We start from the raw sequence: 24,281 nt of genomic DNA on the forward strand, positions 1-24,281 counted from the left end.
ATGCTCACATTAGGCCTTTCTTTAAAAGATTAGCGGCATAATTGGCGGCTCTTGCGGTAATAGCCATATATGTTAACGAAGGGTTTTGCGTTGCGGTTGAGGACATACAAGCTCCATCAGTAACGAATAAGTTTGCCACATCGTGAGTTTGATTCCATTCATTTAGCACGGAGGTGTTTGGGTCGCTGCCCATGCAAGCTCCGCCCATTTCGTGAATTTGTTTCCCAAGAGGTATGTGCTTACTGTCTGGGACTGCGTTTACAACGATATTAGAACATCCACCTGCAATGAGCATTTCTTCGATATCTTTTGCTGCTTGCTTGACCATTTTTCGCTCGTTTTCCTTCACTTCCGCATCAATGTGTAATATCGGCATTCCCCAATTGTCTTTTTGAGTCGGATGCAGTGTTGCCATATTGTCGAAATAAGGAAGTATCTCGCCGTACATAAATGCGCGAAATTTCCAGGGGCCTGATTGACCGACTTTTTCTTTTCCTTCTATACCTATACCTGGACGTTTAGCCGGTGGGCTTACTGAAGAACGGTGTTGAGCGGTAGTTTGGAAACCAAATCCTCTCACAAAATCTGCGTCCATGAGTTTGTCATGACGATAATTCGGGATATACGTTGCTATAGGGCGTCGTCCGAATGCAAACTTATCTTCCTCTACTTGAACATCTCCGCTTGCTACAACGCCCGTAAAGTGGCTCATAATATAGTGACCTAAGGCTCCTGACGAGTTTGCTATACCATTTGGGAAGGTGGCAGATTTAGAATTTAATAGAATTTGCACCGTCCCTAAAGCTGATGCGCACATGAAGATGGCTCGGCCTTTGTACTGTCTTTTTTCCAGGGTCTTGGCATCAATGACGCTAACTCCGGTGGCGCGTCTGGTTTTATCATCATAGTCTACACGTTCGACAATAGCGTCAGTAACTACTGTTAGGTTTCCGGTTTTTTGAGCTGCCGGCAACGTCGCTGATTGTGTGCTGAAATAGGCGCCAAATGAACAGCCTCTGCGGCAATATGAACGAGCTAAACACTTCCCTCTACCCAATTTCAGTTGTTCTTCTGTTGGCTGTGTAATGTTTGCCGAACGGCCAATGATTAGGTGCCTGTCCTTATATCTCTTAGCTAAGTTATCTGAAATAAAACGTTCGGCATAGCTCATCTCCCATGGTGGCTGAAACTCACCATCAGGTAGCGTTTCAAGTCCATCCTTATTTGCAGCTACACCGATGAACTTTTCAACATGGCTATACCAGGGGGCTAAATCATCGTAACCAATAGGCCAGGGTATGCCATGACCATCGTTCGCGTTTGCTTGAAAATCTTTTTTGCTCCAACGCAACACTTGCCTCCCCCATGTGAGAGAGCGCCCTCCTAGCTGATGACCTCTGACCCACATGAAGGGTTTGTCTTTAGGAAAGCTATATGGACTTTGTTTGTCGTCTGCAAAAAATTGAAGCGCATCAGTTCTATATAAATGTCCCTTTTGCCTTAATGTGGTGTAATGTCCGTTTTCAGAAAGCTCTTCCGCCGGCATCCCTCTGTTTTGAAGTTCCCATGGAGCCTCAAAATCCTTGTATTCAGGACCTCTATGCTTGACGTTGCGCCCCCGCTCAACGACAAGCGTTTTAAACCCTTTTTCACAGAATTCCTTAGCTGCCCAGCCTCCGGTTATTCCTGAGCCAACGACGATGACATCGAACTCATTATTCATAGGTATTGCCTTTTATAAATTGCCTGCAATTCATCTTCCGTTACATCTCCTTTGTATCCTCCGGGGACTAAGATAAACTCTGGGTTTGCTTCCTTAGACGTGTAATGGAGGTGGAAAATCAGTTCTTTGAAGCGTTTATAAGCGATTAGAAATGAAGAAGTTGTGTCTTCAAAAGCCTTCTGATCTATTTCTACCAAATAAGCTAGACGGCGTTCTCTGTTCATTAACAAATAGCCTTTGCCGTTCAGATCACGCGCTCTATCTTTAAATTCGCTCAAAAAAGAAAGCATCTGCTGCTGAGTATTTAGAGATGCCCATGACACCATGAGTTCATCGAGTATTTGTGCTGCATAAGAGTCCGATGCGCCAGGTGTGTGAGTTTTCGGTATCATGATGTCTGCAATATCATGAGCTAGTGTCATCTGTTCCGCGTTAAAAAAGGATGCATCTGATTTAAAAACGGTAAGTTCTAACGAACCTTTCAGCTCAAAAGGAATTACCGCGGTGGATACTACATAAAGCATTGAGCCTAAGAATACGCGTCTATTTATCTTCACTTTGCTTCGCCGTTTTTCATTGTTAAATCAGCCCTTAAAATCCAGAATACATCGAACCACAAGTCAATATCAATCATTAATGTTCATTGTGTGTCAATTTTGTGTTAATGGATTTTGTGATTGGCAGCTCTTCTTTAATTACTCTTTGTGTTTTTAAATTATTGAATTTGTTTAATTATTTAAATCTTATTTGTTTTATTGAAATTTTGTTTTGTTAAGTTTTTGATTGAATTGAGATTGTTTAGGTGTCTAAAGTGTGCTTTTATAGTCAAAATGAATCATTATGGTGCGTGGCGTAGTGAAACGTATTTATTCTTTTGCAGTATTATGTCTCTTTATGAGCAGTGCTGTAGCCTCAAATCAAATAAATCAACGCATGTGCAGTACATTGGAGAATAATCTTGTGAGTGTGCAGCTACATTCAGTGAAGCAACTAATTGAACAAGATTTTGAAGGCACGTTAGTTGAGTTAAAAAATGCTGGTTTTCATGCTGTAGAATTTGCAGGCCGATATGGACAATTTAAAAATGACGCGCAAGGTCTCAAACAGTTTCTTGATAATCTTAAGCTTGAAGTAAGTGGTGTACATGCTGGACTACCACAATTGCGCGGAGACATAGGGAAAAATAATTTACAGTTCTTCAAGGACATAGGAGCGAAGCTTGTTATTGTCCCTCATGATCCTCGGGTGGATATTGTTGATGATATCGATGATCTAATCGATGAATTAAATTTTCTCACCGCGAAAGTACAAGATTATGGAATGGCACTTGGTTACCACAATCATGCAAAAGAGTTTAAAACGTTTGGGTCGTCAACTTACTGGGATTACTTGGCGTCAAATACGAACAAAACGGTTGCCCTCCAACTAGATGTAGGTTGGGCAAATTATGCCGGCGCAGATAGCGTTGAGCAGTTTAAACGGAATGCTGGTCGAATCGTCACGACGCACCTTAAAGTTCGAACCCATGATGGGGAAAACAAATCTCCGATTGTTGGTGAAGATGGATACGACTGGCATCAGCTTGTGAAGGACGCACTAACTCATGGCGGAACACGCTGGTTTGTAATCGAGCAAGAGGAGTTTCCACACAACCTTGATCCTATTCAAACTCTTGCGGCATCTAAAGCAGGTCTAGACGATGTTATTCTGTCTTTAAAAGAGGAGTGCGAGTAATGTTAAACGTATGCCATACCGCATCAATAGCAAGCCTTTTCCTTGTTGTTCTTATCCAACAAGCAAACGCTTCAGATAACGTGTCGGATGTAGTTAAAAAGACCAGTCAAGGCGAATCGCCTAACATTCTTTTCATATATACAGACGACCAAGCTCCATGGGCTATAGAAGGCAAAAGCCCTAATGCTGTTACGCCTAACCTAAACGCGTTAGCGGAACAAGGAATGTCTTTTCCAAATGCCTATACCACCACGCCAGTTTGTAGTCCTTCCCGAGCAGGCTTACTCACTTCGCGCTATGGCTTTGAAGTGGGTATTGACGATTGGATAAATGACCACCTTAAAAGTAAAACCCTAACAGGGCACCAGTTAGATTTAGGGCTTTCAGCAGAACTGGATTCCTGGCCCAAAAGATTGCAAGAAAACGGCTATTATAATGGTTTGATCGGTAAGTGGCATTTAGGAAAACAACCTGAACATCATCCTCAAAATTTCGGCTACAACGAGTTTACGGGCTTTCTAGGAGGCGGAACTTCACCCATAGACCCTCAACTTCTAGTAAATGGTGCCCCGAAGAATGAAGAGGGATTAACCGTGGACCTTCTCACTAACCATGCCATGGACTTTTTAACTAGGAATAAACACAGGAAGTTTGCTTTATCACTGCACTATAGGGCACCTCACTATCCATTTGAGCCTGTTTCAGAGAGTGATTTAGATGCTATTAGTAAAGCTGTAGATTTAATACATCCTGATTACCCGGATTTAAATACAGAAAGAGCTAAGAAATTATTACGCGGATATTTAGCTTCTGTTAAAGGTGTAGATAGAAATGTCGGAAGACTGTTGGATCATCTAGACGAACTAGGGCTATCTGAAAATACTGTCGTCATTTTTACGTCTGATCATGGATACGTTATTGGACAGAACGGTATTTGGCATAAAGGCAATGGCTTTTGGTTGTTGAACACTCCACCTAAAGGCACTGAAACCATACCCAAAGGCCAGCGCCCAAATCTATATGATGCGGTGCTTAAGGTACCTCTTATTGTTCGTTGGCCAGGTAAGGTGCCAGCAGGGACAGAAAATGCCTCTACCGTATCAAATCTTGATTTCTTCCCTACTCTTATGGATATCGCCAAACTGGATTTACCTAGTGAAGCAGTCATTAGAGGGCAAAGTGTAATCAAAGCGTTAAAAGATGAAGATTTAGTAGTGAGTACTGACTATTTTGCCGCTTATTCAACGCTGCATCAGTCAATCACGGGTATGAGAATGTACAGCGATGGTCAATACAAATTAGTCCGAGATTTCAAAAACAAAGAACGAGACGAGCTTTATCACTTAGTTGTCGATCCTCATGAGACTCACAACCTGCTTGAGAGAGAATTGACAGCTGCTGAAAAGATGACGTTGAAAAGGCTGGATGACACTATCAAAGAGAAAATGCTCGATTTGGACGACCCACTTTCAACGAGCTTCACCCCAGTGACTTTTAAAACGCCTTAAAGCTTGGTGCTTCTTATAAGCAATTGAGCAGTCAAATATTGACTAAATAGATTTACGGAGTCGATAGGCCATCGGGCTTCAAATTGAACAAAATATGGAACATAGAAACATGAAAAATAAGCTGCTTTTAGCTATGGTAATTGCATACCTATTTGGCTGCACTTCTTTTGCGAATGATAAAGGAGCTTCAACACGTCAAGATACGCAGGCCACCGTAGCTTCGTTGTCTCTCCACTCGACGCCAATTTTGTTGGGGAGTAGTCTTTTGGTTGATAAATCTCATACTTCAGATGGCTCAGATCGTGCGCAAAATGGTAAGCCTCTCTTTGCGGGTGTTATGGGGGCTCAAGCAGTTACCTATAAAGGTTATCAATATGTGATTTATTACACAGCAAAAGACAGGGGAGGTTACGGTGACCTTTTTGCTGAAGTTGTCGTCGCACGTAGAAAAGTAACAGGGCACGACTGGCAACACGCCACCTTGCCGGTATATCGACTGACTTCTGATGACGCACATAACCGCCAAGCCATCGAGATATCAAAAGGCGACGGTGCCATTCATATTTCCTTCGATCATCACAATTTAGATCGCATCAACTACGCACGCACTGCTTCGGGAGTCGCAGATCACCCAGAAACCCTTGATTGGAATGATGAAGTTTTTACGTTTCAGCGTAATCTCGGTTTTCCTAACGACGCGGTAGAGCGCGTTACTTACCCAAAATTTTATTCGTTAGAAAGCGGTAATGTACTTATGTATTTTCGGGAGGGTGGGGCAGCAAAAGGTGAAATGCAGCTTGCTCTTTATGATGCCAAGAATAGTGAGTGGCAGTATATTCGCAATATATCGTCAAGTGATGGTGTCTACGTTCAAAACGTAAACGGCAACAAAGAACCTTCGACAAGAGGGCCCTATTTAGCTGGTGGTGGACCAAAATTTGATGCTAATGGTCGCATGCACATTAGCTGGGTATTTAGAGAGCGACCTGTCAATTGCAATCCTGGTAAGATTAACGGACTTGATTGTAATCACGGTATCTACTACACCTACAGCGATGATGAAGGCCTCACGTGGTACAACAATGCGGGTGATCTAGTAGCTGATACTCGAAAAGGAGAGGTATTGTCCGTTGAAACTCCAGGGTTAGAAGCTGTCCATGTGCCTACAACACTGCGGCCATCTAACGTTTCCCACAACTCCGTTATAGACACGAAAACAGGTGACTACCACCTTCTGCTTAGCCATAAGACATCACCTGATGGCCCGGCTCGTGTGCATCATTATGTACGTGATACATCAGGTAATTGGCAAAAGCGTGTCTCTGGTTTTAGCGCTTCAAACGTAACGTTAACGTTCTTAGGTGATAGGCTGTTCGCTTTTGCTGGAAGAGAAAGTGCTGAGATTTATTATTCTGATAGAGCCGATAACTTTACCGAGTGGCATCAAGTCGAAATGCCGATTGTAGATAGTAAGTTTGGCAAAATCGAGGGTGGGTATATTACATGGGATCTCAGCTTGTTGAACCAAGGTGTTGCGAGTGTCATTTGGCAGCATGCACCAGGCTCAATTGGTGATCCCAGCCCTATTTATGTTTATGACTTTGAACTAGGCGAAGTCTCATCTGGTGAGTAGTGCATCATATACTGTAATGGTGGTCTTTCAGGTTTCAATTCAAAACCGGAGTATACTTTGCGTAAAATCCTATTGATTATTGTTGTGGCTTTCTTGTCATTCAATGTAAGTGCAGCATCACTGAAAGAAGTATTTAGCAATCCAGGAGATGCTCACAAGCCATGGGTATTTTGGTATTGGATAAATGGTAATGTTACTGAAGAAGGTATAAAGGCAGACCTGGAATCGATGTCTAATGCTGGATTGGGTGGGGTAGTGTTAATGCACATTAATGAGCATCATGTCATTCCCGCAGGGCCTGTCAAATTTCTTTCTGAAGATTACCAATCACTGCTCGCTTTTACCTTTGAAAAAGCTTCAGAGCTGGGTTTAAAAGTGAACCTGTACAATAGCGAGGGATGGTCCGTCGCTGGTGGTCCTTGGATAAGTCCTAAAGACGGTATGAAAGAGCTGTCTTGGAGTGAGCAACAAATACGAGACCGCTTTCAGCCTATAACTTTTCCCGCTCCTCACGCTCCGTTGAATTTTTATGAGGACATAGCAGTTCTTGCCTTTCCTACACCTAAAGCGCACATCGAGCCGAAATTTCAAGAACGTGTCGCAAGCGTAAACATCTCTGGTACTGCTTCGCAAAGTACTGTAGTTGCTAAAAATGCTATTGACGGTGATTGGAATACATTGGTGTACCCCAATATTGATGAAGAAACTAAACAGCGATTTATTCAGATTGATTTCTCTGAAGAATTTACTTTTCGCAATGCGTTTGTGAAGTTTGCTGCTTATGGAATGATGGGAATGAATCGCCTTCTGGTTTCAGATGATGGTAAGAATTATCGCGAAATCGCCTTTTCAAAACGTGGGCAGATTTATGATGACTTAAGCTGTTTTCAGTTTGAGCCAATTAAAGCAAAACACGCAAAAATAGTGTTCCAGCCCACCGATAATAAACTTCTATACACGGCGATGCCGAAGGTCGATGTCGCGGTGCGTGAGGTAATTTTCGACAATAAACCGCGTACTGCGAACTGGTGTCAAAAAGCAGCGCATATATTCCCCTTTCATATGCAAGAAACAGAACGCGAAGCAATGAATGCCTCGTTTAAGAGTGATGCGAGTATCAACGCCGATTCAATTGTTGACGTGTCCCAATATCTTGACGAAAGCGGTCGTCTTAACTGGACACCACCTAATGATGATTGGACAGTAATTCGTTTTGGTATGTCGTCTACCGAAGCTGTGAATAGACCTGGTTCGGAGGGCGGGGAAGGGCTTGAAGTCGACAAGTTAAGTGAACGGGCACTTGATATTCACTTTGAGCATTATATTAAAAGAAATGCAGAGCGCTCGCAGAAGTACGTGGGTGATTCATTTGTCTCTACTCATGCTGATAGTTGGGAAGTAGGACGTCAAAACTGGACGCAGGGATTTGAAAAAGATTTCGAAGAAAGGCGGGGTTATTCACTCATTCGATTGCTTCCTGTTACGCTGGGATATGTCGTAAAGGACGCAACGTTCAGCGAGAGAATTCTTTGGGATTACAGAAAGACACTGGCAGAGCTCATTGCTGAGCGCTTTTACGGAGGCATGCAGCAGCGAGCGAACGAGTTAGGGTTAACATTTTCAGCTCAATCGATGAAGCCTTTCATAGACAACCTTCAAGCGTTAGGTCAAGCGGATATCATTTATGCCAACAGTGCATTTCGTTCTACTAATCCGTTAGAAAATAAACCAAATCAAGAATTTGCCTACCTAACTGCAAAAATGGCTGCCTCGGCGGGCTCTATTTATAACAAGCCTGTTCGCTCAGAGTCATTCACATCATTGCCCCAAGCGAATAGGTGGCTAAGTCACCCGTTAACTTATAAGTCGCAAGCTGATACCGATCTTGCAGCGGGGGTGACGTTGACAACACATCATCTTTTTACCCACCAGCCCTGGACAACCTTAAAACCGGGTATGACGCTTGGGTACTGGGGGATACATTTTGAACGCACACAGACATGGTGGCATGAAGTAGAAACATGGAATAAGTACTTAACACGCTCTCACGCCTTGCTCAGTATGGGTCAGCCGGTGCTTGATGTACTGCACCTGTTAGGTGATGACTCAGCGACGACATTTGATAGGGATTTTGCCTTGAGAGAGCTGCCCGAGGGTTATGATTTTGAATTTATCTCAACAAATGGGGTGATGAATCACGTCAACGTAAATGATCAAGGGCAACTCGCTCTTGAGTCGGGAAGAACCTACAATATCTTATCGATATCGCCCGATGTGAGTATGCGAGTAGAAGTACTGGAGCAAATAAAATCTCTATTAGAGAGAGGGGTAACGGTTGTAGGTTTACCCCCCACTTTCTCGCCAAGTTTGGAAGGCTCCCTTGACACCTCGGGCACTGATCAAAGAGTTAACCAATTAGCTGGAGACATTTGGGGCGCGCGATTCAATAACCAGGTGTTTGAAAACTTAGAAGACGCATTAAACCATAAAGATATTCTACCAGATGTGCTAATTTCTCACACTGATAACCGCTTTGTTTGGCGACACCATAATATATCTGAAGAGAACACGGATGTGTATTTCATCAGTAACCTAGATCACATGTCTGCGGAAATAGAATTGGACTTGAGAGCTAAAGGTAAAGTGGCTGAAATCTGGGATCCGCTATCAGGTAAACGACTTCTCGCCAGTGATTACGTGGTTGAAAACGGTCGCTCGCGATTTAAATTACACTTTGACCAAGCACAGTCTTTGTTTGTTGTTTTAGCACCTCAAAAGAGTACCGGACAGCTACTGAACACCCTCCCTCTTCGGCAACTGCAGGTACTAGATTCACCGTGGCAGGTAGATTTTATTAAAGGCGTAAAAAAACCAAACGCATTAGCGCTTAACGAACTCATCGATTTGTCTCAACACGCGGATGAGGATGTCAAATATTTCTCTGGCACGGTTCGCTATGAGACTGAATTTGAAATGGCTGATGATTTGCCAACGTCCCAAAGTTACCTTCTTAACCTTGGCGAAGCTTTCCAGTTTGCGCGCGTAAGGCTAAATGGTCACGATCTCGGACTGAGAATGTGGGCGCCTTATCACTTTAATATTAGTAATATCATCCGAAGCGGAGCAAACCGTTTGGAGATAGAAGTAACTACTCTTTGGCCCAATCGTTTAATTGGCGACGAGCGCTTGTATCCTGACACGGCAGCTTGGAAGAAAAATGGCTACCAAGGCTCTCAGTTAACTAGTTTTCCGAAATGGCTTAAAGGAGCTGCGCCTGAACAACCTGGGTCGCGCAGCACGTTTGCTACATGGAAGCATTGGAACAAAGATGATGAGTTACTTCCATCAGGACTGCTAGGCCCTGTGAGTATAATGGTTCAAGATAGGAATTGAAGCATCGACTTGCTTGGTGGTAATTGAGGTGAGGCATGCCCTTTCAAAAGTCTTTTTTTGAGGGCATGCGTCTACTCTAAATAATGTTGTTTTTGAGAAGCTTAGCCGCGTAATCTGCCGCTCGCGCAGTTATCGCCATATAAGTTAACGATGGGTTTTGGGTTGCGCTAGATGCCATGCAGGCACCGTCGGTAACAAATAAATTGGGTATATCGTGTGCTTGGCCCCAGCCATTGAGAACAGATGAATCTGGATTACTTCCCATACATGCACCGCCCATTTCGTGAACCTGCTTACCCATCGGAACATGTTTGTTTTCTGGTGTCGCTTTTACCTGAATGTTGGTGCACCCACCTGCTTCGAGTATTTCTTGTATGTCCTTGGCCGCTTGTTTAATCATTTTTCTTTCATTGGCTTTTATTTCAGCATCGATATGAAGTAATGGCATGCCCCACTCGTCTTTATTGGTAGGGTGGAGGCTGGCTGCATTCTCGTAATACGGTAAAACTTCACCATACATAAACGCCCTGAAACGCCATGGGCCGGGCTTTCCAACGCTTTCTTTAGCAATAATGCCGATACCTTTTGACTTGGCATTCGGTGAGGAGAACGAGCGGTTTTGTGCTGTGGTTTGAAAACCAAAGCCTCTTTCAAAATCTGCATCATCTTGCTTTTCGTGTCGATAATTTGGAATGTAAGTCGCAATAGGACGCCGTCCGAATGCATACTTATCTTCACTTACCGGTACATCCGCACTTGCTACAACTCCGGTGACGTGACCGAGTATGTAGTGGCCCAGCATACCGCTGCTATTTGCAATACCATTTGGGAATGTTTTGGATGTAGAGTTCAACATAACTTGCACCGTGCCCAATGCCGATGCGCACATAAACACAACGCGACTCTTGTATTGCCTTCTTTCTTTCGTATTAGCATCGATGACAGACACGCCGGAGACTTTGTTATTGACGTCGTCGTAGTCAATACGCTCAACAATACTGTCTGTCATTACGGTTAGGTTTCCCGTTTTATGAGCCGCAGGTAACGTGGCAGACTGAGAGCTAAAGTACGCGCCAAAACTGCATCCTCTTCGACAGTACGAACGCGCCAGGCATTTACCTCTGCCCAGTGCAGTTTGTTCTTCAGTGGGAGAGGTGAGATTAGCGGCTCTTCCTATAATGAGGTGTCTGTCTGTATATTTTTTCGCAATATTATTGGAAATGTATTGCTCTGCATAACTCATCTCCCACGGTGCCTGAAACTCACCATCAGGTAGAGTTTTTAAACCATCTTTATTCGCTGAAACACCTATAAATTTCTCAACATAGCTATACCATGGAGCTAAGTCTTCGTAACCAATAGGCCATTCAATACCATGGCCGTCTTTCGCATTGGCCTCAAAATCCATTGGACTCCATCGTAATACCTGCCGTCCCCACGTTAATGAACGGCCACCGAGTTGATATCCCCGCGTCCACATAAATGGCTTGTCTTCGGGGTAGCTGTAAGGGTGCTTTTTATCGTCGACAAAGAAGTGAAGTGCATCGGTTTTATATAGGTGGCTTTTTTTTCTCAATGTAGCGTAGTGGCCATTTTCAGCGAGTGTTTCATCTGGCATACCTCGATTTTGTAAGTCCCAAGGAGCTTGGAAATCTTTGTATTCAGGCCCTCGGTGATCCACATTTCTACCACGCTCAATAACCAATGTATTGAAGCCTCGCTCACAAAACTCTTTTGCTGCCCAGCCGCCCGTAATTCCTGAACCAACAATAATGACGTCATAGTCGTTGTTCATAAGTATTTTCTCTCGTAAATAACGTTTAGCTCATCCTGTGAAAGACTTCCTCGATAGCCACCAGGAACAAGAAAGAAGTTGGGGTTGGCTATTTCAGATGAGTAGTGAATATGAAAAATCAGCGCTTTGAATCGTTTGTATGCAATGGAAAAGTCACCTTTATCCGTGTCGAAAACGATCTCGTCGATTTGCTCTACAAAGGCCTGACGATTTTCTTTACTCAGTGACAGGTAGTTTGCATTAAATGCGTTTTTTGCGCGTTGCAAAAACTCCAATAAAAATAGAGTGAATTGCTGTTGGGTAGAGGGGGATGCCCAAGATATCATTAACTCATCAAGCACCTGTGCGGTGTGAGAATCTACTGCACCGGGGGTGTCAGTGCGGGGTATCATAATGTCCACAATATCGTAAACTAGCGTAAATTGCTCAGCATCAAAAAAAACCGCATCCGACTCAAAAACAGTAAGGTGAAGTGCCTTTTTTAACTCTGATGGTAAAACAGCAGCTGAAACCACATACAGCATAGAGCCTAAGAATATCCGTCTGTTTATTTCCACGTTACCCTCTTCTTATTTTGACTCGGGAAATTTGATGACGTTGATACTACCTATAAAAACAAGCCAAAAGCAATCATTATCAATCAAATTAATTTACATTGTTTTGACATCAATGTATTAGGTAGCAGGATAGTAGTTGTAGGTGGGTTGAAAATTTTCGTTTAAAAATTGTCTCTGGGTAAGCCGGTGATGTTATCTAGTAGTAGCGTCTTATTGGGAGTAAGTTCTATATGGCTTTTGTACGGTAACGCTTTTGCAGATGGCTGGCTGCCGAAGTAATTCAGGCCCATCAAAACATTGTTATAGTGAAGCGCTACCATAAAAGGTGTTAGCGCAAAATCATAAAATGCCACTTCATCTATAGTCCCCGCATAGGCCTCTGCGGCGTGCCCTTGAGCGTTAGGAGAATTGCCAATATTGGCTAACCCCGCTCCACCGCTCAATACTTTTGAGCCAGGTGGGTATCGGTAAAGTGCGCCTACTTGTCCGTCGATGTAAATTGCTTTTATCCCACTTTCAACATCATAAGTTGCCGCCACATGGTGAAGGTTTCCATCTTTTAACTGCTTAAGCGTTGGACGTCCGTTCCTGCCGTCTAATGGTAGTTTGAGCTCATGGTACCCTTGACCTAAAATGTACAACCCGAAGCTCAGAGACTCTGTATAGTCTCCAGTTGGCACTACTATTGATTTGTTGCGGTCATTTTGAAAGCTAAGCAGTATTCTATGATCTTTATCACTTTGATCTTTCCTGAAAATCTCATCAATTTCACCGTATCGTGTCGAAGTTGGGCCTTCTCCACTATATAAAGGCTTAATCAATGCTTCTATAGTGACACCATCAATAACGGAGAACGAACCTGTTGCGGGCGCACTTCCACCTCCGCTACCCACGTTAATTCTTGCATGCTTTCCATTATCAAAATAGAAAGCGCCTTTTCCGACGAGTCCATCGATGCGTTGAGCTCCACTACTTGGAACACCGACTGCGCGACCCGCAAAGTCCATCACTCTGTCGCCAACATCATCGAAGTTCCAAAAGTGTTTAGGTCGCCATGTTTTAGGAAAGATTTTTGCTTTGGTGTTACCAGAGACCGAGGTTGCATCACTGTCAACCTTTACGGTTAACTTGCCCGAATGCATCTGAATATCAGAGGCGTTGGCAGAAATAGCAATAGTTTTATTTGAATGAGAGACAACCTTAACCTCACCGCTTTTTAACTCAATTTCGGTAGAGTTAAATAATTTAAAGTGCGAATGCGCAGAGAGTATTAAGCTATCACCAGAGCGTAATTCAAGCTCAACCGGTCGTTCGGTTTTGTATACACCAGAATAAACGAGCGTGTTTTGTACGTTACCATTTTCGTCAATTAACAGCTCCCCACTAACTATTTTTCCTACAAAGGGTTCGTCGGGAAGCGGTTTGAATTGAGTAATTAGGTATACCACCAGCATGCACAGCACTGTGAGTCCCCCCGCTAAATAAAACTTACGTTTTGTGCTCGCGGATCTCTTTTCAGAAGAGGCTTCATAAGGTTGGTTTTGATGAGGTAAATTTAAAGCTTGCGTGGGCCGCACAATAAGCTCGTCGACGAAGGTTTTTCGCCTTACTATTTCAAGATTTGGAAGGGTATTCGATTTAAGATGAAAGTGAAATTCGATGTAATCAAGGTAAAACCGTTGAGCCTGCTCATCGTTACTCAACAGTGGTTCAAGTTTTTGAAGCTGTATCTGTGTAACGGTACCTGCGCAAATATCATCTGCTATGGCCCGAATTTCATCAAACCTTTCTGAGCGATTCAAGTGTCGTGCTCCACTTTTTGTTTATCAACGCAGTCGAAGAGCTTACGGCGAAGCAAATGAATAGATTTACGAATACCAAAAATCGAGCGCCCCGTGTTGTCTGCAAGTGCCTGTGCGCTTAAATTTTCTATGAAAAAACCATAATATAATTCGTGTGCGGAAGCAGAGAGCTGAGAAACGCAATGCTGCAGCATGCTCCATTTTTGGTCTGTATTATCTTGATGGGAAGCTACTGCTGATAGCTGCTCTAGCAACTCATCACTCAAACCTGAAACGAATTTTTTCTGTTGTCTTCGATACGTTCTTACACAGTTAAACACAATAGTATTTGACCATTTTCTAAAACTCGTTCCTCGCTCAAAAGTCTCGAATTCCTTCCAGAGAATAACGCTTGTCTCCTGAAAAATATCATCTGCGGCCGCTTTGTCTAAAACAAAGGCATAGATGTATGCATACAAACGCTGCTTTTCTGATTCAAACATTGCCGAAAACATGTCTGAGGTTGTATCCAAAGAACCTCGACTACTCTGTGGTGATGGCACGTTTTGATACACCTTATCCTCTCTTTTACGATGTGATCATCAAATTCATCGCAACAGTTCAATACGCATGTCAGCAGCGTTAGCGTCACACAACTAGTGTATGAGCAACGCTGTAATATATTACGCAAATTTAACATTTAAGACATTTTTTGACTATATTTGATTGAATTTAAATTTTAAGGGTATTAATCTCACAATTCGTTGCCTTTTCTAATTATATAAAGTCTGATCTGAGCCAAAAAATGCCATATTATCGTTACTCAGTATTATGTTTATTCGCTATTTTTGTTGTTGCCTGCGAGCACGTAGGGCCTGACTCCATCAATGACAATGAGTCATCATTAATAGCTCCCCCCATTGGACTTACGGTGGGAGAAGGGGGGGTAAATCCCATCGGCCACTATGAGAGCGTGCCACGTTTTAGTTGGCAGCTTGACACTGAGTCTTCTCAGCTAGCTCAGCAAAGCTACCAACTTCAAGTTGCAAGCGACGGTGCATTCAAGCCTGAACAAATCATTGGGGATAGCGGAAGAGTAACCTCCTCTAAAAACGCTTGGATAAGACCTGAAGGCCTCACTTTGGAATCAAGGCAACGCGTGTTTTGGCGAGTTAAAACATGGGATGTAAAAAGCAATAGTTCACAATGGAGTGAAATACAGACGCTCGAAACTGGCTTATTGAGAAACAGTGATTGGCACGCTCAATGGATAGGGCATCCAGACACCAATGAGCGTACGCAAGTGCTAAGTCCCAACGCTATTGAGCAACCAGATAACCAATACTACCCGCCACAGTATTTACGCAAAAACTTTGAACTTCATAAACCCATTAAACGTGCCCGACTTTATATCACGGCAAAGGGCGTTTTTAAGCCCTTCATTAATGGTAAGGCGGTGAGTGAAGATGTCATGACTCCGGGGTGGACGCCATATCATAAACGTATTGAGACGCTGACTTACGATGTTACTAACCTACTACAGTCAGGCGCTAATGCCATTGGTGCTGCATTGGCAGAAGGGTGGCAAGGTCGTATCTTCCATCCTACAAAGCAGGATTACGTAACACCACTGCGTCTTATTGCGCAGCTTGAAGTCACCTTTGAAGACGGCACAAGCTCGCGAATTGTAACGGATGATAGCTGGCTATCAACGGACCAAGGCCCCATTCGCACTGCGGGTAATTACGATGGTGAGCGCTATGATGCGAATTATGAGATGCCTGGTTGGAATACTCCAGAGTTTGATAGTGAGGGCTGGAAACGTGTTTACTCTGAGCCCCCTGAAACTGTGGTTAAGCTGCGGCCGAAACGTCATGCGCCAGTAAGAGTAACAAAAACAATTCCTGCTATCACACTTGTGAGCGTAAAAGATGGTGTAGCCATTTTCGACATGGGTCAAAACATGGTAGGCGTGCCCGAAGTATCGCTACCGGTGAAAAAGGGCCAACCCGTGAAAATTCGTTTTTCTGAAGCACTGCAAGGAGAGGAATTCTATGTTAAAAATCTACGCTCGGCCAAAAGTACCGATTGGTATATTCCTAACTCTGACGGCCTAATCACCTATCAACCAACATTTACGTTTCATGGCTACCGTTACGTAGAAGTGTCTGGTTATGACAAAACAGCAACGCCAGCGCTGGATTGGCTTACAGGAAAGGTGCTTCATTCTGATTTTGATGTATATGACAATTTTTCCAGCAACCATAGCAAACTTAATAAGTTATCAAGCAACGTGTCGTGGGGGCTAAGGGGTAACTTTCTTGATATTCCAACCGACTGTCCCCAGCGCGATGAGCGGTTAGGCTGGACGGGTGACGCTCAAGTTTTTGTACGCACATCCTTATACAAAGCAGACGTTTACGCATTCTGGGCATCATGGCTAGAGAGCATGCGAGAAGAGCAGGGCATTGACGGAATGATCCCCAAATTTGTGCCGTTTCGGCCGTTTCTTACTGAGGGAACCGCCGCTGCTTGGGGTGATGCGGCAACCATAGTTCCATGGGAGTTATATCAGCATACAGGCGATTTAACAGTTCTTTCGGAAAATTACTCAATGATGAAGCGGTGGGTAAAATTCACCGAGTTTAATAGCTTTGACTATATCTCAAATATCGGTACGTACGGTGACTGGCTACAGCCTTTTACAGAAAACGGGCGTGCATCAGGTGACACGCACCCAGATTTGATAGCTACAGCCTATTACGCGCGCTCCGTCGACATCTTGGCCAAAACTGCACAGGCGCTAGGCTATGAATCTGACGCTCATCAATATCGACGTTTATTTAATAACATTAAGCAAAAATTCAGAACGTTCTTTTTCGATGATGCCCTTAATGTTGTAAGCACAACGACTAAGCAAATTAAGAGAGAAAAAGGGAAACGGCTTAAATCACCAAAAACTGTTGAACTTAACCTCAAAACTACTCAAACAAGTTATTTACTGCCGCTGGCGTTTGGTTTGTTCTCCGAGGACCAACAAGCCACTGCCGTTGAGAAGTTATTAGACTTGCTAGAGAAAAGCGATCGGCATTTACGTACCGGTTTTCTCGGCACGCCCATGCTGCATCAAGTTCTTCAGCAATATGGCCATAGCGAACTGATGTACGATATTTTGCTGCAGGAAACCTATCCGTCATGGTTCTACTCAATCAACAACGGCGCCACCACCACTTGGGAGCGATGGGACTCGTACTCTATTGAAGACGGTTTTAACAAAGCCAATATGAATTCATTAAACCATTATGCTTACGGCGCTGTGGCTGAGTGGTTTTATACCGGTATGCTTGGAATTAGGGCACTAGAGCCAGGGTTCAAAACCTTTCAAATTAATCCGCAGTTCACAAGTAAGCTGAATAACTTAAAGGGCACTGTGCCAACCATAAATGGCAATATTAGCGTGGCTTGGTCTACTGCCTCCAGTCAATTATCAATGAGTATCACCATACCTAAAAACACCCGAGCTGAATTGAAACTCCCGTTGGTTGAGGGGTTGATACTGACCCGAGATGGCAAGGAGTTGGAAGATACAGACTTATGGCTTGAGCCAGGCTCTTATCGTATCTCGGGCGAAATTACGACAACCAAGTAACGTGCTGTTGGTTAATCAATCATGCCGTTGTAACCGTTTTATGGAAAACAAATTATGCGTATAAAAGAAATTATTATTACCGGTATTGTGCTACTTGGTTCGGTTTTACCGCATTCTGCGCTTGCTGTTGAATGGACCGCTGAGTGGATTTGGGTAAAAGAACGATTTACCGATCCGAATACCTGGATGACATTTCGTAAAGAAATTAGCCTAGATGAACAACCTCAGGAAAGCTTTGCTTATATCAGCGCAGATACCAAATATTGGTTGTGGATCAACGGTGAACTTGTGGTCTTCGAGGGAAGTTACACCGGGGGGCCGTCCCCCGTAACACCTGCGCCGCGAACGGATTTCTTTCCTATTGCATCTAACAAGTACTATGACCAAGTTGATATTAGCCCATATCTCACTGAAGGCACTAATACTATTGCAGTATTGGTATGGTATTACGGTGACAACGGGCAAAAAGGCACCCATATTTCGTCTAATAAAGGGGGCTTTATCTTTCAAGCTGATATAGGTAATACTCATGTTATCTCTGACGACTCATGGAAAGTAAACCCACATCCAGCCTACGCAACTAAAGTGACAAAGCAATCTCCTTACCGCGTGGCAGCATGGAACATTGACTACGATGCTAATAACAGCATGGGAGACTGGACCGACAATGCTTGGTATAAGCCAGGGTACGACGACACACATTGGCAACAAGCAAAAAGTCTACATCGTCCGCCACGCGCGCCTTTTAATGCGCTTTTCCCCAGTGAAATACCTATTCTTAATAACTATGGATTAGCTTACTGCGAGAATTTCCCAGCCAGTGAGTTTCCCTTTGTGAGTAACGGAGAAACCATTAAATGCGTACTCGACTTTAATAAAAATGTAACGCCTTATTTTGATATTGAAGCCAAGCAGGGCCAAGTGGTCCATATCGATTCTAATATGCGACTTAACACCATTGAGACCGAGTATACGACAAAAGAAGGTCGGCAGCAGTTTGAGTCGTATTCATGGTTTAACGCCCGCACTATAGAATATACCTTCCCAAAAGGTGTCATCGTGCACGGCTTAAAGTATCGCTGGACTGGGGTTGGCTCAACGCCTGGACATTTTGAAGCAGACGATGCTTGGTTTACGCGCATTTGGCAGATGGCTGAAAATACCTTATATATTTGTGCTCGCGATAACTTTATGGATACCCCTGACAGGGAACGTGGCTTATGGATTGGCGATGTAGCCGACCAAGCAAGCTATCTGTTTTACTCAATGGATAAGCCGGGGCGAGATTTGCTTAAAAAAGCGATTAAAGTAACGCTGGCCTTCAGCGATAGTGAAACCGGTATTTTCGCAGGTTTAGGTCCTGGTCGATTTAGAGAATTGCCAGCACAGAGCTTGCAGTTTATAGAACAAGGTATTTGGCACTACTACTACAATACCGGCGATCGGGAAACGTTGGAATTTGCCTATCCATATGTGCACAACTACCTTACGTTGTGGGGAGCGCAAGAAGATGGTCTTGCCACGTTTAGAAGCGGCGCATGGAAATGGACAGACTGGGGACCACAAGACACCATAGACTACGACGTTATTCAAAATGCGCTTTACTACAGCGCACTGGTATCTGCCCGCAAAATGGCCAAAGCGCTAGGGGACGATACTCACCTGGATTTTTACAATAGCCGCATCACAGCACTCAAAAAGGCCTTTAGGGCAGAGTTTTGGCAAAATGGGTTTTACAGCAGTAACCCTCAGCAGTTTAAAGACGATCGAGCCAACGCAGTTGCTATTTTGTTCGGTTTAGCTGACGAATCACAATACAACTCAATAGTCGACAATGTATTAGTCCCCAACCACTTTTCCAGTCCGCACTTTGAATGGATGGTGTATAACGCTATGGCAATAGCTGGGCGTTATGATGATGCACTCTCAAGAATGAAAACACGTTACGGCAAACAGGTAGACAATCCGGTTCGCTCTACATTAACCGAATACATGAATGGCGGGGGAACAGAAAACCACGCATGGAATGCACCTAGCACAGTGCTTAGCAAATATATTGCCGGCATAGCGCCAACTTCTGTGGCATGGAATACGTATGAGATTATGCCTAACATGGCGCATATGAAACGCATTGAACAGCACGTGCCTAGTGTGCAAGGCGATATCGATTTTGTAATCAGCCGCACCTCGGAAAACCTTACGCTTGAACTCACTTCCCCTGTTAATACGGTGGCTACGCTCGGGGTGCCTAAAGCGTATTTTGATATCAGCAAAATATCCGTAAATGGCAGAGTTTTATGGCAAAACGGGCAAGCTAGAAACAATGTAAGCGGTGTAAAGTTTGTGTCAGAGACATCAAAATACATCAATTTTGAAGTTGAACCAGGTACCTGGCAAATAGACGCACTTTAGGTTCAAGAGGTCGAAATGAAATTTGTACTTAAATACTTAACTGCGCTTATGCTCGTGTTTACAGGTATATTATTCAGCGCAATGACTTATGCAAGTCAATCTGATAAAACTCCTAACATTGTGGTGTTCTTGATTGATGATCTTCGCCCTGACTTGGGCGTTTATGGTCATAATAAGGTGCACAGCCCCAATATCGACCAGCTGGCCAGTGAGGGCGTGAAGTTTACTCGAGCCTATGCACAACAAGCAATATGCGGCCCTTCTCGGGTTAGCATTATGACAGGCTTGCGGCCTGAAACCACGGGGCTGTATACGATTAGGCGAGACGGCCGACTTAGACCTAATCAACCTAATGTGATGTCGATGCCCCAATTGTTTAAAGCCAATGGCTACAAGACCATTAGTATTGGAAAGGTTTACCACAGTACAACAGACGATGCAGAAAACTGGTCTACTCATATCAAAAAGCTCGATAACTTTTACGCCATTGACGGAAATAAAGAGAAGCGATTTGCGTATGAAGCGGGCGAGGTAGATGACGACTTTTACAAAGACGGTAAAGTGGCCAGCGATGCCATAGATACATTGAAAGCGTTAAAAGACGATAAGTTTTTGATGTTCGTTGGCCTCAGTAAGCCTCACCTTCCTTTTAATGCTCCGAAACGTTACTGGGACTTGTATAACAGCAACGATTTTGCCGTGCCAAGCCGGAATAAGCCTGAAAACATGTACCGCCTTGCACTTACGAACTGGGGGGAACTTCGTATGTACGGTGGCATTCCTAAAGAAGGTAATGTTGATGATGAACTCACGAAAAAGCTCATACACGGATATTACGCATCGGTAAGTTATATGGATGCCCAAGTAGGCAGGGTAATGCAGGCTCTTGAAGAAATGAGCCTGCGACAAAATACCATGGTTGTGTTGATGAGCGACCATGGTTACAAGCTAGGTGAGTATGGCGCGTGGAACAAGCATACCAACATGGAGCTAGATACCCGCGTACCTTTGATTATCAGTCGAGAGCTTTCTCATAGCGCTCGCGTAGCGAACCGAACCTCGTCTGCACTGGTTGAAAATATCGATATTTTTCCGACGCTCGCCGAGGCGGCAGGTCTTAATATGCCTGAAGTAGATGGGAAAAGTATGCTGTCTCTTATCGACAATCCCGACCATTCATTCAAGCCAGCTGCCTATAGCTTGTTTAATCGCGGCAAGATTATGGGGGTAACAGTAACGGACGGTCAATGGCGATATACCCAGTGGCGAGATGCTGCTACGCAGGAAATAAAGTTCACGGAGTTATACGATCACACAGATTCCGAAATTGCACGGGTTAATGAGTCTGGACAGCCAGCTTTGCAAAAAATAGAGGAAAAGTTACGTGAACTACTGCAGGCTAAGTTTCCTCTCGATGCCTCATCGTTTTATCAAAAGCGAATCGTCAATAATACGAATATACCAGTAACGTTGGCTGCGGATTTCACGGACGATCTTTCACAAGTAGGCGAAGTGTATGATTTTTTCGATGTTGCTGTGAGAACAGAGAGAGGGAGCCCAAATTCAAAACCGGCAACGTTTGGACGCAGGCCTAAGGTGAATTCAGTTAGAATGTTAGGTGGCTGGTTTAACCAAGATTTATCGGGCGATACCTATTTATGGGACGGTGAGAAGTATATTTATAACTTTGAGGCTGCATTCGCTAAGCTTGATAGTTGGTTGAAGGGCGATTGGGATATCTTTCAGATTGTATTAGATAATCCACCCTGGGCCTTTCAGCGTGGCTATAAATTTGTAGAAGAGCCCGATGGTGAGCACTATTTATTGAAAGACAAAGTGGGTGTGTATGGAAATGGACTACCGCCGAACGATGCAACAGCATGGAACAATTACATTCGCGCCTTTATTACCGAACTGGTTGAACGTTATGGCAAAGAGCGAGTGCTTAACTGGCGATTTAGAGTGGGATCTGAAATAGATACCCGGCCACAGCACTGGGCTGCTACGCGAGAGGAATTTTTTGATCACTACCGCAATACAGTAACAGCAATTAAGACTGTGCTACCTAGTGCAAAGGTAGGCGCTCACTTCAGAGAAGCCTCTCATAAAAGCCGGTATATTGATTACACTGGTAACAAAGAAGATGCCTATGCACCGCATTTTGTCTCTTGGGCAAAAGAAAATAACGTGCCCTATGATTTCTTAGCGATTTCTTACTACCCCCATATAACCCATCCTCACGAAATGGATATGGAAAAGGTATATGCTAATCAGATAGCTCCCATTTTGGAGCACGTAGATTATAACCCAGAAGCTAGCTTTGAAATTCATGAGTATAAATTCATTGTCAAAATGAAGCGGGCAGGTTTCGTTAGTGTCGCAACGTCACATAACTCAGCGTTTTTTGCCATGCTCGCCAAAATGATGCTAACCCATAACATCAAAGAGGTGTTTCAGTGGGGGAATGTGCAAGAAGGGTCTTATAGTCCTGAAGCAATGACACAGCTTGCACTGTTTTCAATGGTGGGTAATACGCTCTACGAAAATACCTCAAGTGTTTCTAAAACGCATCAGGGAAATACGGTGAACGGAATATTCACAAAAAGAGAGGCTGATGAAGGAATTGACGTGCTTACCTTCAGCTTTAATAACGAAAACATGGTAAACCTGGCTCCAGAGTTACTTCAAATAGATGTTCGCGTTGACAAGCCTACTGGCACAAGGTTTCGATATCGTGCAGCACAAATCGATAGCGAAACAAATATTGAACAGCAGTTTTTCAAGGATTTTCCTAACGCTACTATTTTAGAGAGCAACGGCGGGTGGCGTAAAGCCGATGCTCATTCTACGGCATCTATACGCGATGCTTTAAACGAAGTAGGGCGGGACGTTTTTCGTAAGCAAAAGGAAAGATATGGAAAAGTCACTTCCTTGAAGTGGAGTGACTGGATTGAGAGAAGCACTCAAGGGAATGATCGCGCTTCAATTGTTTCTATTGATGCGTCTATCCCTTCCTTTTCAGTTCAAACATATCAAGTGCGATGGGTAAAAGAATAGATAAAACGGTTTCAACTGTGAGACGGGCGATAAAGTGCTACCTGACTACATTCAAGCCAGGTAGTTCCGTAGACAAAAAGCGCATAGAGCTTTGCTTTTTAGATTGTTTTTGCGGTGACTTAATTTAAAAGGTTGATTGGGATTAAAATATCACTGCGCGACAAGCTTTCTCCCATGCGGATCCTTCATTAAACTTCTAAATCATGCCGTTCAAAGATAATAACTATCAATCATTTTTATTCTCAGTATACCTTTGTTGTAGACACACTAAAAAGATAATGCGAGAGAAAATATATGAAACTTAAATACTATTCATTTTTGGTCATTTCATTCGTTCTGATGTCCAAACAATCATTTGCTACAGAGAATTTAATAAAGGCACCTTTCACAAACTCCTCCGAGAGTTTTGCACAAATTGAAAAGGTGATATTTGACAAATATATTGGCGGACAAATCGCTGGAGACGCAAGCTTGATTAAAGATTCTTTCAGTGAAGATGCTGTCATGTTAACTCCAGCTTTACCACATAGCCCTGACAGTGCTCTTACAAAGTGGTTAGACATGCACAGTGAGGCAGATATGTGGGGGGCTATCCCTAATACAAACCTCAATGTTAATGAAATTAAGATTCTCAAATTGGATGTTATTGATGATCGACTTGCTACTGCGCAAATAAAAATGGAAGATCGTGTGTATGAGGTTGTTACTTTGGTGAAAATTAATGACCACTGGAAAATTGCTTCAAAGGTGTTTATTCCTCAACGCTAGAGGCACTTTCAGTACTATTTGTTGTTAAAACAAATAGTGATTTCGGATTTAGTCTTAAGTTGCCGTTTAAAAAAATTAACGCTATTTCTGACCTAATTCAACTGAATAAGCGAAGTAAAGTTGATGTTTGACGTAAAGCCGATACGACAGAAGTTGACTCACTGCTTATTCAAGGAGGATTGGTGCTGACGTAATATGATTGTTTTTGATGAAATTTGTTGGATTATTGTTTATGCTGTTAAGCTAAATTAGTTATAACGGTATATATTGT

At 43.4% G+C, this 24,281-nt stretch carries 14 protein-coding genes; 8 read left to right on the top strand and 6 right to left on the bottom strand.

Annotation, left to right across the window (positions count from 1 at the left end; genetic code table 11):
• Nucleotides 1-4 precede the first annotated feature (4 nt).
• Both ACM0P2_RS20790 and ACM0P2_RS20795 read right to left on the bottom strand, forming a co-directional pair.
• Entirely contained in the window at nt 5-1,723 is a 1,719-nt protein-coding gene (locus ACM0P2_RS20790; RefSeq protein ID WP_159119906.1) for a GMC oxidoreductase, read from the bottom strand.
• Complete coding sequence (locus tag ACM0P2_RS20795) at nt 1,720-2,280, bottom strand: gluconate 2-dehydrogenase subunit 3 family protein (protein ID WP_159119905.1); 561 nt, start codon at nt 2,278-2,280, stop codon at nt 1,720-1,722. The genes ACM0P2_RS20790 and ACM0P2_RS20795 overlap by 4 nt, the downstream gene beginning before the upstream one ends.
• Before the next feature lie 403 nt (nt 2,281-2,683).
• Between ACM0P2_RS20795 and ACM0P2_RS20800 the strand changes: the two genes are divergently transcribed.
• The 4 genes from ACM0P2_RS20800 to ACM0P2_RS20815 all read left to right on the top strand — a co-directional run bounded on the left by ACM0P2_RS20800 (nt 2,684) and on the right by ACM0P2_RS20815 (nt 9,991).
• Complete coding sequence (locus ACM0P2_RS20800) at nt 2,684-3,457, top strand: sugar phosphate isomerase/epimerase family protein (RefSeq protein ID WP_159119904.1); 774 nt, start codon at nt 2,684-2,686, stop codon at nt 3,455-3,457.
• Nucleotides 3,457-4,965: a sulfatase-like hydrolase/transferase gene (locus tag ACM0P2_RS20805; RefSeq protein WP_419227748.1), complete on the top strand. Its 1,509-nt coding sequence runs from the start codon at nt 3,457-3,459 to the stop codon at nt 4,963-4,965. Before ACM0P2_RS20800 ends, ACM0P2_RS20805 begins: the two co-directional genes overlap by 1 nt.
• A 109-nt stretch (nt 4,966-5,074) precedes the next feature.
• Nucleotides 5,075-6,598: a BNR-4 repeat-containing protein gene (locus ACM0P2_RS20810; RefSeq protein WP_419227749.1), complete on the top strand. Its 1,524-nt coding sequence runs from the start codon at nt 5,075-5,077 to the stop codon at nt 6,596-6,598.
• Between the two features lie 57 nt (nt 6,599-6,655).
• Nucleotides 6,656-9,991 (top strand): glycosyl hydrolase, encoded by a 3,336-nt coding sequence (locus ACM0P2_RS20815; protein WP_419227750.1) that lies wholly within the window; start codon nt 6,656-6,658, stop codon nt 9,989-9,991.
• A 76-nt stretch (nt 9,992-10,067) separates the two neighbouring features.
• Here the strand turns inward: ACM0P2_RS20815 and ACM0P2_RS20820 are convergent, their stop codons facing one another.
• From ACM0P2_RS20820 to ACM0P2_RS20835, 4 genes are all read right to left on the bottom strand, one after another.
• Nucleotides 10,068-11,786, bottom strand: a complete 1,719-nt coding sequence (locus ACM0P2_RS20820; RefSeq protein WP_419227751.1) for a GMC oxidoreductase — start codon at nt 11,784-11,786, stop codon at nt 10,068-10,070.
• The gene (locus ACM0P2_RS20825) at nt 11,783-12,343 is read right to left on the bottom strand and encodes a gluconate 2-dehydrogenase subunit 3 family protein (protein ID WP_173359782.1); all 561 of its coding nucleotides are present in this window, start codon (nt 12,341-12,343) and stop codon (nt 11,783-11,785) included. The genes ACM0P2_RS20820 and ACM0P2_RS20825 overlap by 4 nt, the downstream gene beginning before the upstream one ends.
• Nucleotides 12,344-12,504: 161 nt before the next feature.
• Nucleotides 12,505-14,145, bottom strand: a complete 1,641-nt coding sequence (locus ACM0P2_RS20830; RefSeq protein ID WP_159119898.1) for a LamG-like jellyroll fold domain-containing protein — start codon at nt 14,143-14,145, stop codon at nt 12,505-12,507.
• Complete coding sequence (locus tag ACM0P2_RS20835; RefSeq protein WP_236547188.1) at nt 14,142-14,687, bottom strand: sigma-70 family RNA polymerase sigma factor; 546 nt, start codon at nt 14,685-14,687, stop codon at nt 14,142-14,144. Before ACM0P2_RS20835 ends, ACM0P2_RS20830 begins: the two co-directional genes overlap by 4 nt.
• Nucleotides 14,688-14,929: 242 nt before the next feature.
• Here ACM0P2_RS20835 and ACM0P2_RS20840 point away from each other — a divergent pair, with 242 nt between their 5' ends.
• From ACM0P2_RS20840 to ACM0P2_RS20855, 4 genes are all read left to right on the top strand, one after another.
• On the top strand, nt 14,930-17,773 hold the full coding sequence (locus ACM0P2_RS20840) for an alpha-L-rhamnosidase (RefSeq protein WP_236547187.1): 2,844 nt from the start codon (nt 14,930-14,932) through the stop codon (nt 17,771-17,773).
• A gap of 54 nt (nt 17,774-17,827) precedes the next feature.
• Nucleotides 17,828-20,185: an alpha-L-rhamnosidase N-terminal domain-containing protein gene (locus ACM0P2_RS20845; RefSeq protein WP_159119897.1), complete on the top strand. Its 2,358-nt coding sequence runs from the start codon at nt 17,828-17,830 to the stop codon at nt 20,183-20,185.
• A gap of 15 nt (nt 20,186-20,200) precedes the next feature.
• Nucleotides 20,201-23,242 carry a sulfatase-like hydrolase/transferase gene (locus tag ACM0P2_RS20850; protein ID WP_159119896.1) on the top strand — a complete coding sequence of 1,014 codons (3,042 nt, stop codon included), beginning with the start codon at nt 20,201-20,203 and terminating at the stop codon, nt 23,240-23,242.
• 294 nt (nt 23,243-23,536) lie between these two features.
• Entirely contained in the window at nt 23,537-24,010 is a 474-nt protein-coding gene (locus tag ACM0P2_RS20855) for a nuclear transport factor 2 family protein (RefSeq protein ID WP_159119895.1), read from the top strand.
• The last annotated feature ends 271 nt before the right edge of the window (nt 24,011-24,281 follow it).

This window comes from Alteromonas sp. OM2203, assembly GCF_048517045.1.
Taxonomy (GTDB): domain Bacteria; phylum Pseudomonadota; class Gammaproteobacteria; order Enterobacterales; family Alteromonadaceae; genus Alteromonas; species Alteromonas gracilis.